We start from the raw sequence: 16,167 nt of genomic DNA, 5'->3' as shown, positions 1-16,167 counted from the left end.
GCCAGCAGGGCGGGCGCCGACGGCCGGCCGCGAGGCGGGGTCACCGCCCCACGGTCCCGATGACCCCTCGTGGGGCTCCCGCTGGACGTGCTGACAGTCCCCGCCCCGCGCCGTAGCCTCCTGCCCGTGGACGAGCCCGACCTCCCCGACACGCTGGTCCAGTTCCCCGACCTCGTTCGACGCGTCCGGCTGCGCGTCCACATCAAGGACGACCTCGAGTGGCACTGGCCCTGGGGCGAGCTGCGGTCCGACCACGACGGTCTCTTCTACTGGTCCCACTGCAGCTTCAAGCTCTCCACCGGCCGCGAAGAACGACCCACCCTGCAGAAGTTCACCGACCGGTCCTGTCGACGCAACGGCTGCCGACAGATGTGGCACCACTGGGCCTGGCTCACGCAACTGCAGCCGTGACAGCCACGGGCGCCGTCTCGCTGGGCCGTCCGCACGTCACGCCGGCCGCGCCCGCGGCGCACGGCCGGTCCGACCCGTCGGCAGGGCCGGTCAGCTCCAGCGGCTCTCCCTGCGGCTCGACACGAAGTGGGCGAGCTCGTCGAGGTCAGCCGGCGCGCAGGGCAGGGCCCCTCGGGGATGGCGCCACCGCGGTCGTACCGGCGATTCACCCCACCGGTAGGTCGCTCCGTGAGTTCTCGTCACGTCCGATTCCCCTGCCCGACCCTCTGAGCAGCGTCGTGGAAAGATCCGGCCCAGGTGATCGGGAAAGGCACCACGCCGTGAGGGTCGCCCGGCATCGGGAGCACAGCCTGCGCAGCCAGGGCCTCCTCGGCGGAGCTGCTACCAGCGGACCGGTCGAAGACCACGACCCAGTCGTCGCGGACCGCGCTGCCTCTCCGGCTGCCCGTGCTGCCGCGGAGCCGGTCGACGGGCCGGGTTCGAGCCAGGGTCCCGTGGGTGCAGGACGCTGCGCGACGCGGAGCCGACCCGCTCCGTGGTCCCCAGGCCGCCCCCCCCCCGCGCCTCAGCGGGGTGGGTGCACCCGCTCGTCGTCATCGGCAGCGGTGAGCCGGAACCGCCCACCGGCTCCCACCCCCGCGGCGAACACCACCGCCGGCACGAGCGCGAGCAGGGTGCTCACGAGCACGGTGCCGCCGGTGACCAGGGTGAAGTTCGACAGCACCAGCCACAGGCTCGCCAGCAACCCCAGGATCGCCAGCACCGGCGCCACCACGGTCGAGAACCGGCCCCGCCGCGGCGTGCTCCGGTGGCGGGCGAAGAAGGCCAGCACCGCGACCGAGGTGGTCAGCAGGAGCAGCACCATCCCCACGGTCGCGACCCCGGCCATGGACCCGAAGACGCCGACCAGCGGGTCCAGTCCGAGCCCGGCGAGCACGGCCAGCACGACCACCGCCGTCACCGTCTGCACGACGGACGCGGTGGAAGGGGCCGCGTGACGGGGGTGGCGGTGGGCCAGCGCCCGCGGGAGGACGCCCTTGCCGGCCAGGCTGAACTGGTAGCGGGCCAGGACGTTGTGGAAGGACAGGACGCAGGCGAACAGGCTCGTCACCAGCAGCACCTGGACCACGTCGCGCAGGACGGTCCCGAGGTACTCCTCGGTGGTGTCGAGCAGGAAGTTGCCCTCCCCGGCGAGGGTCCGTCCGGCGACCGCGACCGCGTCGGCCGCACCCACGCCGGTGATGAGGGCCCAGCAGGAGACGGCGTAGAAACCGCCGATGACGAGCACGGCAAGGTAGGTCGCGCGGGGGATCGTCCGCTCGGGGTCGCGCGCCTCGTCGCGGAAGACGGCGGTCGCCTCGAAGCCGATGAACCCGGTCAGGGCGAACAGGACGGCGACGCCGATGTGCGGGGTGACGACGTTCTCGACGGCGAAGGTGGAGGTGACCAGCCCGTCGCGGCCCCCGCCGCCGAGGACCACCGCGTCGAGCAGGACGACGACGGCGATCTCCAGGACGAGGGCGACCCCGAGCACCTTGGCGCTGAGCTCGATGTGCCGGTAGCCCAGCACGGCGACGACGGCGAGCACGGCGAAGGAGTACAGCCACCACGGCAGCGCCGGCCCGCCGAAGTGCAGGACGAGGTCGTTGACGGCCCACCCCGCGTACCCGTACACGCCGACCTGGATGGCCGTGTACGCCACGAGGGCGGTGAAGGCCGCACCCAGGCCCGCGCGGGAGCCGAGACCGGTCGCCACGTAGGAGAAGAACGCGCCGGCCTCGCGGACGTGCGGGGTCAGGGTGACGAACCCGACCGAGAAGACCAGCAGCACGGCGGCGGCCAGCAGGAACCCGACGGGAGCGCCCACCCCGTTGCCGCCGGCGACGGCCAGCGGCACGTTGCCGCCCACCACGGTGAGGGGCGCCGCGGCGGCGATCACCATGAAGACGATGGACCCGGTCCCCAGGTGGCCCTCGAGGCGTCGGGGGCCGGTGGTGGCGGAGGGCGTGGTGGGGGTCGTGCTCACGGGGTCACCTCGGGGAGGGCGGGCGGGAGGCGGAACTCGGCGCGCAGGTCGTCCAGGTAGGGGTTGTCGCGGCGGGCCGCGCGCACCACCTCGACGTCCACGTCGGCCACCAGCAGCGCCTCACCGTCGACGTCGGCCATCGCCAGGACGTCCCCGGACGGGGCGGAGATGCTGGAGCGGCCCACGTAGCGCAGGTCACCCTCGGCGCCGCTGTGGTTGACGTAGGCGAGGTAGACCTGGTTCTCCCAGGCCCGCACCCGGACGAGGTGCTCGGCGACGAACGCGAACGGTTCCATCTGCGCGGTCGGGACGACGAGGAGGTCGGCCCCGGCGAGGGCCGCGGCGCGCACCGTCTCCGGGAACTCGACGTCGTAGCAGACGAGGAACGCCAGCCGGACCCCGTCGAGGTCGGCGGTCACCGTCGGGTGCTCCCCGGGGACGAACAGGGACCGGTCGAGAGCGCCGAACAGGTGCGTCTTGTCGTAGCGGGCCAGCCGACGGCCGGTCTCGTCCAGCAGCAGGACGGAGTTCGTGACCCCGCTCTTTCCCGGCAGGGGCAGACCCACGGCGAGGGCGACGCCGGTCCGGCGGGCCACGTCGGCGACGCGCTCCTCCAGCGGCTCGCGGGCCAGCTCGGCGACCCGGTCGCCGATGTTGTAGCCCGTCAGGAACATCTCCGAGGTGACGAGCAACCGCACCCCCTCGGCCGCCGCGCGGGTGGCCGCCGCCTCCAGCGCGGCCAGGTTCTCCTCCACGTCCCCCGGGGTGCCCGGGTGCTGCAGTCCAGCGATCTTCACCGTGACCGTCCTCTCGTCGGAGCACAGCAAACCAGACGGGCGGTCCCGGCGCCGTTGCCGAGGCGTTCCCCGCCGCCACCGGGGCGGCGGGTGGCCGGACGCCTCGTCACCTGACCGCTGCTCACCGCCGTCGCTCCGCAGCACCGCGGACGAGCCGGCCGCGGCGAGGGCGCCCTGCCGTCCCTCCCCAGCCTCCGGTGGGCGAGCGCCGTCCAGTTCTGCAGGAGGTGGGACCGCCCGTCGTCACGCCCACGACGAAGGCCCACCAGCGGTGCTGGTGGGCCTTCGCGGTGGTGCCGGTGGTCGATCAGGGGGCCGGTGCCCGGTCGGGGACCTGCACCGCCACCTGGTCGCTCGCCTGGCCGGCTCTCCGGTCCGCCGGCTCGACAGCTGGTCCGAGCAGGACGACGGGTCGCCTCCTCAAGGGCGGCACTCGTCTCGAGTCGATGAGCAGGTGAGGAGGTGGGCGAGGCGCCCGCTCAGCTGACCCGGACCTGCATGAAGGAGTCGCGGGCGCTGGTGCTCACGACGGTGATCTTCGTCCCCGTCTTCGGCACCTCGACCCCGGACCACCCGTCGGCGTCGGGCTGCTCCCCGCGCGCCACGTACCAGTCCCTGGTGTCGTCGAAGGTCGCCACCGCGGGCAGGCCGCCGTAGGTGCCGGCCTTGCCCGTGTCGGGGTCGTGCAGGGTGATGATGTCGGTCTTCTGCAGCCCGAAGGTGGAGTCGTAGGACTGCACCCGCGGGCGCCAGCTCTCCCCGTCACCCCGGTCGCTGCCCTCGTCGTCGGTGGGTTCGTGCAGCAGCCCGGGGTGGGCGTCGACGGGCAGGATCAGCCCGCCGCCGGGGTGTGCACCCACGTTGTTGTCGGCGTACTGGCTGTTCCAGTACGTGATGAGCAGGCCGTCCTGGTAGGGGTAGCGCTCCGCCCAGTCCGGTCGGGCCCGGTCGCCGAAGTCGTAGGGGCCGGTGGCCAGGCTCGCGTCGTAGCCGCGGTACTGGCGGTACTCCGCCAGGTAGGCGTTGAAGAAGGAGCGGGTGGCGGTGCTGGTGGTGACGGTGAAGCCGTCCAGCGTCCAGTTCGTCACCCGCGCACCGCCGAGGGAGACCGCGTCGACCTGAAGGCCCGGCTCCGTGGCCGCCCCGTCGGTCCAGTATCGGAAGCCGACCAGCGCACCGGCCGGGACACCGGCCAGGGAGGCGGTCAGGTCGACCCACTGCCCACCGGTGCTCCCGGTGATGCCCTGGCCCTGGTTCTGACCGTTGGGGTCGGCGGTGGTGGAGCGGCTGGTGGGCAGGGAGGTGAACGTCTTGCCGCCGTCGGTGGAGTAGACGACGTAGGCGTAGTCCCAGTCCTGCTCGATCTGGTACTTCACCTTCGCGCTCAGCGAGGTGGCCCCGGCGGGCAGCGGCGTCAGCATCGTGTTGTCCAGGTCGTCACCGGCGCCGGAGTACCAGAAGTCGGTCCCCTCGAACGGGGTGCCGATGGTGCTGGTGACCTCCTTGTCGGGCAGCCGCACCAGCAGGGCCTGAGCCTGCTCGGTGTTCGCCTCCGCCGGGCCCAGCTTGGTGTTGGCCCTGGCGCCCGGTTCGACGGTCTCGTGGTTCAGCCAGCCCAGCTGCAGCTCCTCCCAGGCCCCCATGTGCATGGGTTCGGTGCCGATGCCGTCCTCGGGGCGGCCGCTGCTGCCGTAGGAGCCGGACGACATCAGCGACCAGAAGGCGGTGGAGTTCTCCGCCCCGCCGGAGTTGCCGGAGGTGTCGTAGAGGTCCGGCAGTCCGAGGTCGTGGCCGAACTCGTGGGCGAAGACCCCGACGCCACCGTTCTCCGGCTCCACGGTGTAGTCACCGACCCAGTACTTCGACTGCCCGATGCGGGTCCCGCCCAGGGCCACGGTCTGCCCGTCGACGCTGGGTCCGGCGGTGCCGACGCGGTTGGTCTGGTCGTACCAGCGGTGCGACCAGATCGCGTCGTCACCCAGGGCTGCACCGCCGACCTCCTCGCCCTCACCGGCGTGCACGGCCTGGAAGTGGTCGATGTAGCCGTCGGGTTCGTCGAAGTTCCCGTCCCCGTCGACGTCGTAGCGGTCCCACTGGTCGAAGCGGGAGAGCTGCTGGTCGATCTGGGCGGCGGTCCTGCCGGCGGCGAGCTGCTGGGCGTACCAGCCGTTGAGGGAGTCGTTGACGAACCTCCACGCCGCCGCGTCCCCGAGGTCGTCGTCGCCGTAGGAGGCACCGGAGCCGGGGAGGCGCACCCAGTCCGTGACCTCACCCTCGACGGTGTAGCGCCCGGAGGAGACCTCGTCGTAGTAGTTGGCCATCGACACGTCGCCGGCGGCCTGGGAGAACAGCAGGTCCTGGTAGTAGGGCTGGGAGAAGTCCTTCGTCCAGATGGTGGTGTTGTCCACCGCGCGGTTCGGGGCGGGGATCCGGTTGTGGGCCAGGTCGGAGAACTCGCCGAGCACGGTGAAGATCTGGTCGGTGTCCTCGCGCGCCAGTTCCACGAACTGCCCCTCGGCGACCTCGACGACCTTGCCGTCCCCGGTGGGGGCGGCCTGGCCGCTGAGGACCTTCTCCAGGCCGGCCCGGCGCAGGGCGCGCTGCTCGTCGGCCAGGGGGTTGGGCAGGTCGTGGGCGCGTCCGGTCCCCTGCGGCGCCGGGGCAGCCCCCGCCGCAGCGGAGGGAGCGACGGTGGTGGGGGCTGACGAGGGGGTGGAGCGGGGTGTTGCGGAGGCGATCGACGGAGTGGTCACGACGAGCGCGGCGCCCACGACGGCGCACAGTGTTCTTCTCACGGTCCTGCTCCTGGGGTCTTGAGCTCAACGGCGCCGGAAGGGGATCACCAGCGGTCCCGCGGAGCGAACGTCACCACGAGCCAGTTCACAGCCAGATACCACTACGTAACAGATCGTCAACCTCAGGAGGTCCGCCCCGGCTTTCGACAGCCACCCCACGGAGGTCGGGACCCGCACACGGGATGGGGTTCCGCTCGGCGCCGTCACGTTCGCGGCGCCGGCCGGAGCGGCCCGGCGGGTCATCCCGGCGGCCGGCCGGTCCGCGCGTCGAACCGGCGGCGGTAGCTCGAGGGTGTGGTGTCGAAGGCGGCGGCGAAGCCCTGCCGCAGGGTCACCGGGTTCCCGAAACCGACCGCTGCCGCCACCTGCTCGATCGGCAGGTCGGTGGACTCGAGCAGACGCCGCGCCTCGTCGAGGCGACGGGAGCGCACCCAGGACGCGGGCGTCGTACCGGTGCTCCGACGGAAGGTCCGCACGAAGGTGCGCCGACTCATGTGCGCGGCGGCTGCGAGCCGCTCGACGCCCAACGGTTCGTCCAAGTGCTGCAGGGCCCAGTCGAGCACGGCGGCGACGGGGTCGTCGGCCGGGCCGGCCGGCAGCGGCCGCTCGATGAACTGCGCCTGCCCCCCGTCCCGGTGGGGAGCGACGACGAGCCGGCGGGCGACGTCGTTGGCCGCGGCGGCGCCGAGTCGGGTGCGGACCAGGTGCAGGCACGCGTCGAGGGCCGAGGCGGTACCGGCGGAGGTGAGCACGTCGCCGTGGTCGACGTACAGCACGGAGGAGTCGATCTGGACGTCCGGGTGCCGGAGCGCCAGCAGGCCCACCGCCTGCCAGTGGGTCACCGCACGGCGTCCGGTCAGCAGGCCCGCGTCGGCGACGGCGATGGCCCCCAGGCAGAGGCCTGCGACGGTCGCTCCGCGGGCGTGCGCCCGGGCGAGCAGGTCGCGCAGCACCGGACCGACCTCCCGGCCGTCCTCGAACCACGACGGCACGACCACCACGTCAGCGTCCTCGAAGGCTCGTGGGCCGAGGACCCCGCCGATGGAGTGGCCCTCGGCGGTGCGGATCGAACCCGCCCGTTCGGCCACGAGGTCGGTGCGCCAGTCCGCCAAGCCCTGGCGGGCCACCTCGCCGAAGACCACCTGCGGCACCGACAGGTGGAACATCGGCACGCCGTCGAAGGCGAGGATGGCGATCTGCACGACGTCGCTCCTGGTGGCCCGGATCCATCGAAAGGTTGCCTCCAGGGCAATGGTAGGTCGGCGGCGCCATCCCCACACTGAGGGAGTGGCCGCAGCTCGCAGCCACGACCCGCAGCCCGACTCGAGGAGTCCGCGTGACCAGCCCCCGCCGCGCCCTGATCGTCATCGACGTCCAGCAGGACTACTTCGGTGGCCCGCTGGAGATCCAGTACCCGCCGCACACCGACTCGCTGCCCCGCATCGCGCAGGCCGTCGACGCGGCCACGGCCGCCGGGCTGCCCGTCGCCGTCGTCCAGCACGCGATGGGCGAGGGCGCCCCCGTCTTCGACCCGACCCGGCCCGGGTTCGCGCTGCACCCGGAGGTGGAGAGCCGCCGCACCCCGGCGTGGGAGTCGGTCGTGAAGGAGCACGGCAGCGTCTTCGCCGGCACCGACGTCCTCGCCTGGCTGCGTCAGCACGACGTCGACACGATCACCCTCATCGGCTACATGACCAACAACTGCGTCCTGGCCTCCTCCGTGGAGGCCGAGGGCCTCGGCATCGCGGTGGAAGTGCTCGCCGACGCCACCGGCGCCGTCCACCTCGCCAACGACGCCGGCTCCGCCGACGCCGAAACCGTCCACCGCACGCTGATGACGCTGCTGCACTCCAACTGGGCCGCCGTCGCGGACACCAGCACCTGGTCGGCGGCCGTGCAGGCCGGTCGGGCGCTCCCCCAGGGCGACCTCGGTTCCTCCGCGGGCGCCGGCGCGCAGCGCGCGGCCCGGGTGGCCTGACCCCGGGACACCACCGCCCGCCGGTCCCCGTCGCCACGGACGCGCTCGGACCGGTGGGTCCCGGTGCACCAGCGCGGAACCGTCCCGTCCGGGGTCACGTTCCGCGTGACCCTGCGGGCCGGGACCGGTCGTGACCGGCCGGCCCACCGTCGGCGGGACCGTCATCCGACGTACGCGAGGAGGACGCGTCGCTCCCTAGGTTCGACCCGCCAGCGCAGAGGACGGTCGAACCGCCCGTCCCGGTCGCTGCGGATCGAGAGGACGAGGATGACCGTCGACGACGGGGGCACGACGGCCCCCGGGAGTTCGAGCGCGCCGGGGAGCAACCGCTACGACCACGTGGTCATCGGTGCCGGATCGGCCGGCTGCGTGCTCGCCGCGCGGCTGTCCGAGGACCCGGCGGCGCGAGTGCTGCTGCTCGAGTCGGGCCCGGCCGACACCAGGCAGGAGATCGCCTCACCGCCCGCGTGGCCGGCGCTGTGGGGCACCGAGGTCGACTACGCCTACGCCACGGTCCCGCAGGCCGGAACCGGCGGCGTCTCCCACGACTGGCCGCGAGGCCACACCCTCGGTGGGAGCAGCAGCATCAACGCGATGGTGCACCTGCGCGGGCACCGCAGCGACTTCGACCAGTGGGCGAAGTCCGGCTGCGTGGGCTGGGACCACGACTCCGTGCTCCCGTACTTCCGGCGCGCGGAGACCGCCGTCGGGCGCGACCCGGTCCTGCGCGGCACCGACGGGCCGCTGCGACCCGCACCCGCCCCGGCCGCCGACGCCAACCCCCTGTCGCAGGTGTTCCTCGACGGCGCGGTCGCGGCGGGTTTCCCCCTCACCGACGACTTCAACGGTGCGCGCGGTGAGGGCGCCGGCTGGCACGACCTGTCGATCTCCGGCGGGGTCCGGCAGAGCACCGCGGCCGCCTACCTGCACCCGCTGCGGGGGCACCGGCCGAACCTGACCGTCCTCACCGGCGCCAGGGCGCACCGGCTGCGCCTGGACGGCGACCGCTGCGTCGGCGTGGACTACGAACGCGGTGGTGAGCTCAGGACCGCGTACGCCGACGCCGAGGTGGTGCTCAGCGCCGGCGCGGTGGACTCGCCCCGCCTGCTGCTGCTGTCCGGCATCGGGCCGGCGGACGAACTCCGAACCGCCGGCGTGGCCGTGGTGCACGACCTCCCCGGGGTGGGGCGCAACCTGCACGACCACCCGCTGTGCGGCGTCGTCTGCGAAGCCGCGCGGCCGATCCCGGCCGGACGCACCAACCACGCGGAGACCTCCATGCTGTGGCGCAGCGACGACTCCCTCCCCGGCCCGGACATGCAGCTGATGTTCATCCACGTGCCGTTCCACCCGCCGCACCTGTCCGCCCCGGCCAACAGCTTCACGCTCGCCGTCGCCACGGTGCCCGAGGCGCGCGGTTCGCTGCGCCTGGCCGGGCCGGACCCGGCGACGCCGCCGCTGATCGACCCGAACTACCTCGGCGCCGAGTCCGACGTGCGGCGGATGGTCCAGGGCCTGCAGGTGGCCCGCGAGATCGCCGCCACCGCACCGTTCGCGCCGTGGCGCGCTCGCGAGGTGCTGCCCGGGCCAGGCGTGCAGGACGAGGCGGGGCTGCGCGCGCACCTCGCCCGCGGCACCGGCACGTACTACCACCCCGTGGGCACCTGCGCGATGGGCACCGGCCCCGAGGCCGTGGTGGACCCGGAACTGCGGGTGCACGGCCTGAGCGGTCTGCGCGTGGCCGACGCCTCGATCATGCCGCGGATCCCGCCCGTCAACACGAACGCCACGACGATCGCGATCGGCGAGAAGGCCGCCGACCTGATCCGGCGGCCGTCGGCGTGAGCGCGACGGGGAGCACCGGTCAGCGCGGAACCCGCGCGGAGGGGCTGACCGGCGTGCGGTTCGGTGAGCTCGTCGCGGACGTCACGGGGACCGACGACGGCAGGCGCCCGATCGTCCTGCTGCACGGGCTGACCTTCGACCGCGGCACGTGGGCCCCGGTCGTGGACGCGCTCGCGGGCCGCCGGGCGGTGGCCTTCGACCTGCCCGGGCACGGCGGCTCGCCACCGCGCGACTCCTACGACCCGGCCGAGGTCGCCGACGTCCTGCACGAGGCGGTCACGGCGGCGGGCGTGGACGCGCCGGTGCTGGTGGGCCACTCCATCGGGGCCGTGCTGGCCACCGCGTACGCGGCGCGCCATCCCGCGCGGGCGGTGCTGAACATCGACCAGCCGCTGCTGCCCGGCCCCTTCGGCGACCTGCTGCGCTCGCGGGAACCCGTGCTGCGCGGACCGGACCACCTGAGCGTCTGGACGGAACTCCTCGACGGGATGGGCCTCGAGGACCTCAGCCCGCCGCTGCGGGCGCTGCTGCGCTCGACGCCGCGCCAGGACCTGCTGCTCGGGTACTGGAGGGAGGTCCTCGAGGAGTCGCCGGAGGATCTCCGCCAGCAGCGCACGGACGAGCTCACCGCGTTGCGGGAGAACGGGACCGGCTACCACCACGTCAGCCGCGCCCCGCTGCCCCCGGGGTACGTCCGGTGGTTGCGGACGGTCCTGCCCTCGGCCGCGACCACGGTCCTGCCGGGGAGCGGGCACTTCCCGCACCTGGCTCGTCCGGCGACGCTGGTGGAGATCCTCCCCGGCTGGGACTGAACGCGCGCCCGCGGACCTCGACGCGGAACCCCCGGACCCGGCCCCGCCCCGGGTTCGGGACGTGCCCCACCCACGTCCACGCGCACTACCCTGACCGTCGTCGCGGCGGCCGTGCCTCGCGGCAGCCGGACGGTGGTGGGCGTGGGGGGGCGCGGGGGTGACGGTGGTCGGCGTGGTGGGCCGGGACGCGGAGATCGACGCGCTCGACCGGCTGATGGACGACGTCCAGCGCCGCGGTGCCGCCGTCCTCGTCCGCGGCGAGGCCGGGATCGGCAAGTCGGCCCTCCTGCACCTCGCGTGCGGAGCCGCCGCTCAGCGCGGGCTGCGGGTGCTGCGCGCGAGCGGCGTGGAGTCCGAGACGACCCTCCCCTTCGCCGGCCTCCACCAGCTGGTCCGGTCGCTGTTCGGCCGGCTCCCCGCGTTGCCCGCCCCGCAGCGGCGCGCGCTCATGGCGGCGTTCCGCATGACCGACGACGCCGCACCGGAGCTCTTCCTGATCGGCCTCGCGGCGCTGAACCTGATCAGCGACAGCGCCGCGGACCAGCCCCTCGTGCTGGTGGTCGACGACGCCCACTGGCTCGACCGTCCCAGCGCCGACGTCCTCGGCTTCGTGGCCCGACGGCTGGAGTCCGAAGCGGTGGTCCTGGTGGCGGCCCAGCGCGACGACTTCCCACCCGTCCTCACCGGTCCGGGGTTGGAGGAGCAGCACCTGGAACGCCTGGACCGTCGCTCCGCCGAGGAGGTGCTCGCGCGCCGGGCACCGCAGCTCGACCCGATCGCCCGGGGGCGCCTGCTGGACGTGGCCGCGGGAAACCCCCTCGCGCTGGTGGAACTCCCCCTGGAGGGCCCGCAGGACGACTTCGCCCCCCCGACGCTGACCGCGCGGCTGGAGCACGCCTTCGCGGCCCGGCTCCCCGGGCTGCCCGGCGTCACCCGGGACCTGCTGCTCGTCGCCGCGCTGGAGGAGGAGAGGGCTCTGGGGGAGTCCCTGGCCGCGGCGGCCGCCCTCCGCGGCCACCCGGTGACCGTGGAGGCCCTGGTCCCGGCCACCGAGGTCGGGCTGGTGGCCGCCGACGGCGGCACGTTGACCTTCCGCCACCCCCTGGTCCGCCACGCGATCCGCCAGCAGGCCACCCTGCCCGAGCGGCAGCGTGCCCACCTCGCGCTGGCACGGACGTTGCCCGAACCCGACCGGCAGGTCTGGCACCGGGCCGCCGCTGCCGACGCGCCGGACGACGCGCTGGCCGCCGAGCTGGAGGAGGCCGGTGCCCGTGCGCAGCGCCGCGGGGGCGTGGCGGCGGCGCAGGCGGCGGTGGAGCGCGCCGCCCGGCTCAGCGCGGACCCGGTCCAGCGGACGCGGCGCTACCTGCGGGCGGCCGAGCTCGCGTTCGAGTGGGGGCGACCCGACGTCGTCGACCGCCTCCTCCAGGAGACCGCGGCCCTCGGCGCGCCCGCCCGGGAACTCATCCGGATGACGGTGATCCGGGAGAGGTCCGAGGAGGGCATCCAGGGTGCGGGCACCCGCAGGCTCACCGAGGTCGCCGCCGCGGCCGCCGCCGACGGCCGCACCGACCAGGCGCTGCTGTTCCTGCACGCCGCGGCGCTGCGGTGCATGTGGGCCGGGGCCAGCGGCTCGACGCGCGCCCGCGTCCTCGAGGTCGTCGAGCAGGCCCTCGACCCGGACGACGTGCTCGCGCTCGAGGTCGTCAGCTACGCGGCGCCCCTCGAGCGCGGCGCGGTGCTCCACGAGCGGCTGCGCGCCCACTCCTCCGGCCCGCTCGACCCGGAACGGACGCACGCCGCCGGCATGGCGGCGAGCGTCGTGGGTGACCTGCCGCTCTCCGTGGAGCTGCTGACGTCGGCGGTGCCGGGTCTCCGCGCCGACGGCCGGCTCGGGCTGCTGGGCCGGGTCCTGATGGTGCAGTCCTGGAACGCGCTCAACGTCGGCCGGTTCGACCTGGCCGCCACGGCTGCCGACGAGGCCGTCCGGCTCGCCGCCGACACCGAGCAGCCGCTGGTGCGGGCCATCGCCCTCGTGGTCCAGGCGGCGGTCTCCGCGCTCCGCAGCGCGGAGGACGTCGAGGAGCGCCTCGTCGAGGCAGCCCGGCTCGGGCTGCAGGTCGAGTCGAACGGTGTCCTGGCGGTGGTGCAGTTCGCCCGGGGCGCGGTCGCGCTCAACCAGGGACGGCACGAGGAGGCCTGGGACGCGCTGGTCCGGCTGTCGGACCCCACCGACCCCGCCTACCACCCCGTGGTGCACAGCTTCAGCGTCGGCGACCTCGTGGAGGCGGCCGTCCAGAGCGGGCACCGCGCGGAGGTCGAGCCGCTCCTGGCCGACCTCGAGGCGCTCGCGGCGCTCACGCCCTCGGCCCCGCTGCACCTCGGGCTGCGGTACGGCCGCGCCCTCCTGGCCCCCGAGGACGAGGCCGAGGAGCTGTTCGCCGCGGCCCTGGCGGCCGACCTGAGCTCCTGGCCCTTCGCCCGCGCCCGGCTGCACCTGGCTCACGGCGCCTGGTTGCGGAGGCAGCGCCGGGCGGCGGAGTCCCGCGCCCCGCTGCGGGCCGCGCGCGACGCGCTCGACGCGCTGGGCGCCGCGGCCTGGGGCGACCGCGCGCGGCAGGAGCTGCGCGCCTCCGGGGAGCAGAGCCGGCCGCGCACCCCGGAAGCGCGCGAGCAGCTGAGCCCCCAGGAGCTGCTCGTCGCGCAGCTCGCCGCGGAGGGCCTCACCAACCGGGAGATCGGCGCGCGCCTGTACCTCTCGCACCGGACGGTCGGCACGCACCTGCACCGGATCTTCCCGAAGCTGGGCATCACCTCGCGGGTGGCCCTGCGGGCCGCGCTCGGTCGGTGACCGGGCGGCCCACCGTCGGCGGGACCGTCATCCGACGTACGCGGGGAGGGAGCGTCGCTCCCTAGGTTCGACCCACCAGCGCAGAGGGCGGCCGAACCGGTCCTCCCGGTCGCTGCGGATCGAGAGGGACGACGATGACCACCGACGACCACACGGGCGCGACGCCCGAGGAGAAACCCACCGTGGTGCTCGTGCACGGCGCCTTCGCCGAGTCCGCGAGCTGGAACGGGGTGATCGAGCAGCTGCGGATCGACGGCTACCCGGTCATCGCCGCGGCCAACCCGCTGCGGGGCCTGGGTGATGACGCCCTCCAGCTGCGCAGCCTCCTGGACCGGGTCCGCGGTCCGGTGGTGGTGGTCGGCCACTCCTACGGCGGCTCGGTGGTGAGCGTGGCGGCCGACGGGCACTCCGGCGTGCGGGCGCTGGTCTACGTGGGCAGCTTCCTGCTGGAGGAGGGGGAGAGCACCGGCGAGCTGGCGGGGAAGTTCCCCGGCAACGAGCTGGGACCCGCGCTGGACCCCGTCCCCGTGAGCGACGGGCGCGGCGGCACGGTGACCGACCTCTACATCCAGCCGGACAGGTTCCGGGCCGTGTTCGCCGCCGACGTCGCCCCGGAGGTCGCCGAGCTGATGGCCGCGACCCAGCGGCCCATCACCAGCGAAGCGCTCGCGGAGAAGGCCACGGCGGCGGCCTGGCGGACGATCCCGTCGTGGACCCTGGTCACCCGGGAGGACCTCGCGGTTCCGGCCGAGGCGCAGACCTTCATGGCCCGGCGGGCCCGGTCCCGGATCGTCGAGGTCGACGCCTCCCACGCGGTCGCCGTCTCCCGTCCCGGTGCGGTCGTCGACCTGATCGTCGAGGCGGCCCGCGCGACGGCCGGGTGAACCGCTGCGCCGGGCGTCGAGGGAACGGTCACCCGCCAGTCGGTGAGGACCTCACCGACCGGTGACCGCGACGCTGCCGCGGCTGGTGGGAACACCGACCAGCGCCGGTGCGCGCTGAGGCCCTCGGGAACGTTCTCGCGCGGGTGCAGGCTGCTCGCGGGGCCGGCGACGACGGCGTCGACGTCCTGACGCAGGCGGCGCCGCTTCCACAGCAGCGCCACGAACTGCGCTCCGGCCCTGGGAGTGCGTGGCAGCGACGAGCGCGGGGACGGGCGAGCACCGGTCACCGCTCGCTCAGGCCGCAGGTGACGGCGAGGTGGCTGCGCACCCGCGCGCAGCCACCCACCCCGCATCACCCCGGACGCGGAACGCCGGTCACTGGGCGGCCAGGTACTGCTCGCGCACGCGGGTGCTCAGCGGCCCGCGCGGGGGAACGGTGATGCCGTGAGCCGCGGCCCACTGCCGCACCGCCCGCGCATCCAGCGGGGTCGTGTCCGCGCCGGCGCCGGGAACGGTGACGTTGCCGGCCCGGGCGGGAGCTGAGGTCACCTCCCGGGCGGCCGGCTCCCCCGCCTGACGCGGCGGCGCCTTCTTCGCGCTCTTGCGCGCCGCGGCCTTGCGGGCTGCGGCCTCGCGGCCTGCCGGCTCAGCGGCCGTCGTGGCCACAGGGGTCGTGGCGTCGGATCCGGTGCCGATCCGCGTGTCGGGCTCGGGGGAACCGTCGGTGGAGCCGGGGGTGTCGAGCCCGTCGAGGGGTAGCGGCTGCTGCCCCGGCACGTGCGTGCTGTCCCCCGCCCCCGTGCCGGTACCGGTGCCGGCGTCGAGGGTGGGGTCGGTCGCCGGTGGCGCACCGGCCGCCGGGGCCGAGGTGTCGGCGGCCGACGTGTCGGCCACGGCGCTGACCTCGCTCGCGGCGGTCTCGGTGCGGCCGCCGGCTCGTCGTGCGGCCCCGGCGGTCTTGCGGCGGGCAGTGCTCCCGCCCACGGTGCGCGGCCGCTCCGCTGCTGTCTCGTCGTCCCCCCTCTCGCCCGCCGATGCCGTCTCGACGGGCGCGCCGGCGCCACGCGACGGTTTGGCGGCAGCCTTCTCGCGGGAGCCAGGAGCCGCGGCGCGGGCGGTGGACCTCGACGAACTGGTCGCCGATGCCTGCGTGGTAGCCGCGGAGGTGGCCGAGGTGCTGGACGAGGTGGCCGCCGACGCCAAGGCGGTGGGCAGGTCCTCCCAACCGACGTGGACCGGTGGACGGGTGGTCGAGGGGTTCCACTGCACCCCCTTGTCGCTGATGCTCAGCACCCCGACGCGACGGCCGTTGCGGCGGACGGGCACCTCCACGAGGCGGGAGCCGACGGTGATCGCGGCGGGCATGTTCAGCGAGACGGCGTGGTCAGCTCTGGCCATGGCGGTGCTCCGGTTCTCGTGGACGGATCGATCGCGGGGGGAGTTCCTCGTGTTCAGTGAACGCAGAATGATCACCGGGCGCAAGAGGTACCGCCGCTCGACCCCACGAGCCGGCCACGAAGGTCCTACCGGTGCGTCGATCGCGCTGGTTCCGCATCAGCCGCCGTCCGCACCCCGCGTACGGCGGAGAGGGGCGCAGGCGGGTTCCGTCGGCGAGCTCATCCACCGTCACCTCCCGGCGGATCGACGGCACCCACGGCGGCGCCTCGGAGGAATCCGCCCGGAAGGGCCGGTAGCCGCGAGGAGGTGGAAGCGTGGTCACCGCCCACGCGGTCCGGTCACGGCCCCTGCCGCCCGCGGTAGGGGTGGC

Annotated in this window: 11 protein-coding genes; 6 read left to right on the top strand and 5 right to left on the bottom strand. The window is 74.6% G+C overall.

The features are described from left to right. Positions 1-126 precede the first annotated feature (126 nt). Positions 127-411 carry a hypothetical protein gene (locus tag KRAD_RS20445; protein ID WP_157873673.1) on the top strand — a complete coding sequence of 95 codons (285 nt, stop codon included), beginning with the start codon at positions 127-129 and terminating at the stop codon, positions 409-411. Between the two features lie 565 nt (positions 412-976). Here the strand turns inward: KRAD_RS20445 and KRAD_RS20440 are convergent. The 4 genes from KRAD_RS20440 to KRAD_RS20425 form a co-directional block, all read right to left on the bottom strand. After that, on the bottom strand, positions 977-2,437 hold the full coding sequence (locus tag KRAD_RS20440) for an APC family permease (RefSeq protein ID WP_012087568.1): 1,461 nt from the start codon (positions 2,435-2,437) through the stop codon (positions 977-979). Then, complete coding sequence (locus tag KRAD_RS20435; protein ID WP_012087567.1) at positions 2,434-3,234, bottom strand: carbon-nitrogen hydrolase family protein; 801 nt, start codon at positions 3,232-3,234, stop codon at positions 2,434-2,436. The genes KRAD_RS20440 and KRAD_RS20435 overlap by 4 nt, the downstream gene beginning before the upstream one ends. Positions 3,235-3,713: 479 nt before the next feature. Beyond that, the gene (locus KRAD_RS20430) at positions 3,714-6,029 is read right to left on the bottom strand and encodes an immune inhibitor A domain-containing protein (RefSeq protein WP_012087566.1); all 2,316 of its coding nucleotides are present in this window, start codon (positions 6,027-6,029) and stop codon (positions 3,714-3,716) included. A gap of 239 nt (positions 6,030-6,268) precedes the next feature. Next, the gene (locus KRAD_RS20425; RefSeq protein WP_012087565.1) at positions 6,269-7,231 is read right to left on the bottom strand and encodes a GlxA family transcriptional regulator; all 963 of its coding nucleotides are present in this window, start codon (positions 7,229-7,231) and stop codon (positions 6,269-6,271) included. Positions 7,232-7,365: 134 nt separating this feature from the next. Here KRAD_RS20425 and KRAD_RS20420 point away from each other — a divergent pair, with 134 nt between their 5' ends. From KRAD_RS20420 to KRAD_RS20400, 5 genes are all read left to right on the top strand, one after another. Then, positions 7,366-8,007, top strand: coding sequence for an isochorismatase family protein (locus KRAD_RS20420; protein WP_012087564.1), 642 nt, complete (start codon positions 7,366-7,368; stop codon positions 8,005-8,007). 267 nt (positions 8,008-8,274) lie between these two features. Beyond that, entirely contained in the window at positions 8,275-9,852 is a 1,578-nt protein-coding gene (locus KRAD_RS20415; RefSeq protein WP_012087563.1) for a GMC family oxidoreductase, read from the top strand. After that, positions 9,849-10,664 (top strand): alpha/beta fold hydrolase, encoded by an 816-nt coding sequence (locus tag KRAD_RS20410; protein WP_012087562.1) that lies wholly within the window; start codon positions 9,849-9,851, stop codon positions 10,662-10,664. The genes KRAD_RS20415 and KRAD_RS20410 overlap by 4 nt, the downstream gene beginning before the upstream one ends. Positions 10,665-10,836: 172 nt before the next feature. Continuing rightward, positions 10,837-13,515: an ATP-binding protein gene (locus tag KRAD_RS20405; RefSeq protein ID WP_012087561.1), complete on the top strand. Its 2,679-nt coding sequence runs from the start codon at positions 10,837-10,839 to the stop codon at positions 13,513-13,515. 134 nt (positions 13,516-13,649) lie between these two features. Beyond that, on the top strand, positions 13,650-14,399 hold the full coding sequence (locus KRAD_RS20400) for an alpha/beta fold hydrolase (protein WP_012087560.1): 750 nt from the start codon (positions 13,650-13,652) through the stop codon (positions 14,397-14,399). Between the two features lie 375 nt (positions 14,400-14,774). On the opposite strand, the gene KRAD_RS20395 is transcribed toward KRAD_RS20400, so the two are convergent. Continuing rightward, a complete protein-coding gene (locus KRAD_RS20395) occupies positions 14,775-15,797 on the bottom strand; it encodes an Lsr2 family DNA-binding protein (RefSeq protein WP_012087559.1) in 1,023 nt (340 codons plus the stop codon). Positions 15,798-16,167 lie beyond the last annotated feature (370 nt).

Source organism: Kineococcus radiotolerans SRS30216 = ATCC BAA-149, from assembly GCF_000017305.1.
GTDB classification, from domain to species: Bacteria; Actinomycetota; Actinomycetes; order Actinomycetales; family Kineococcaceae; genus Kineococcus; species Kineococcus radiotolerans.
Note: the sequence above shows the minus strand (reverse complement) of the source record. Positions and strands in the feature narration are given on the sequence as shown.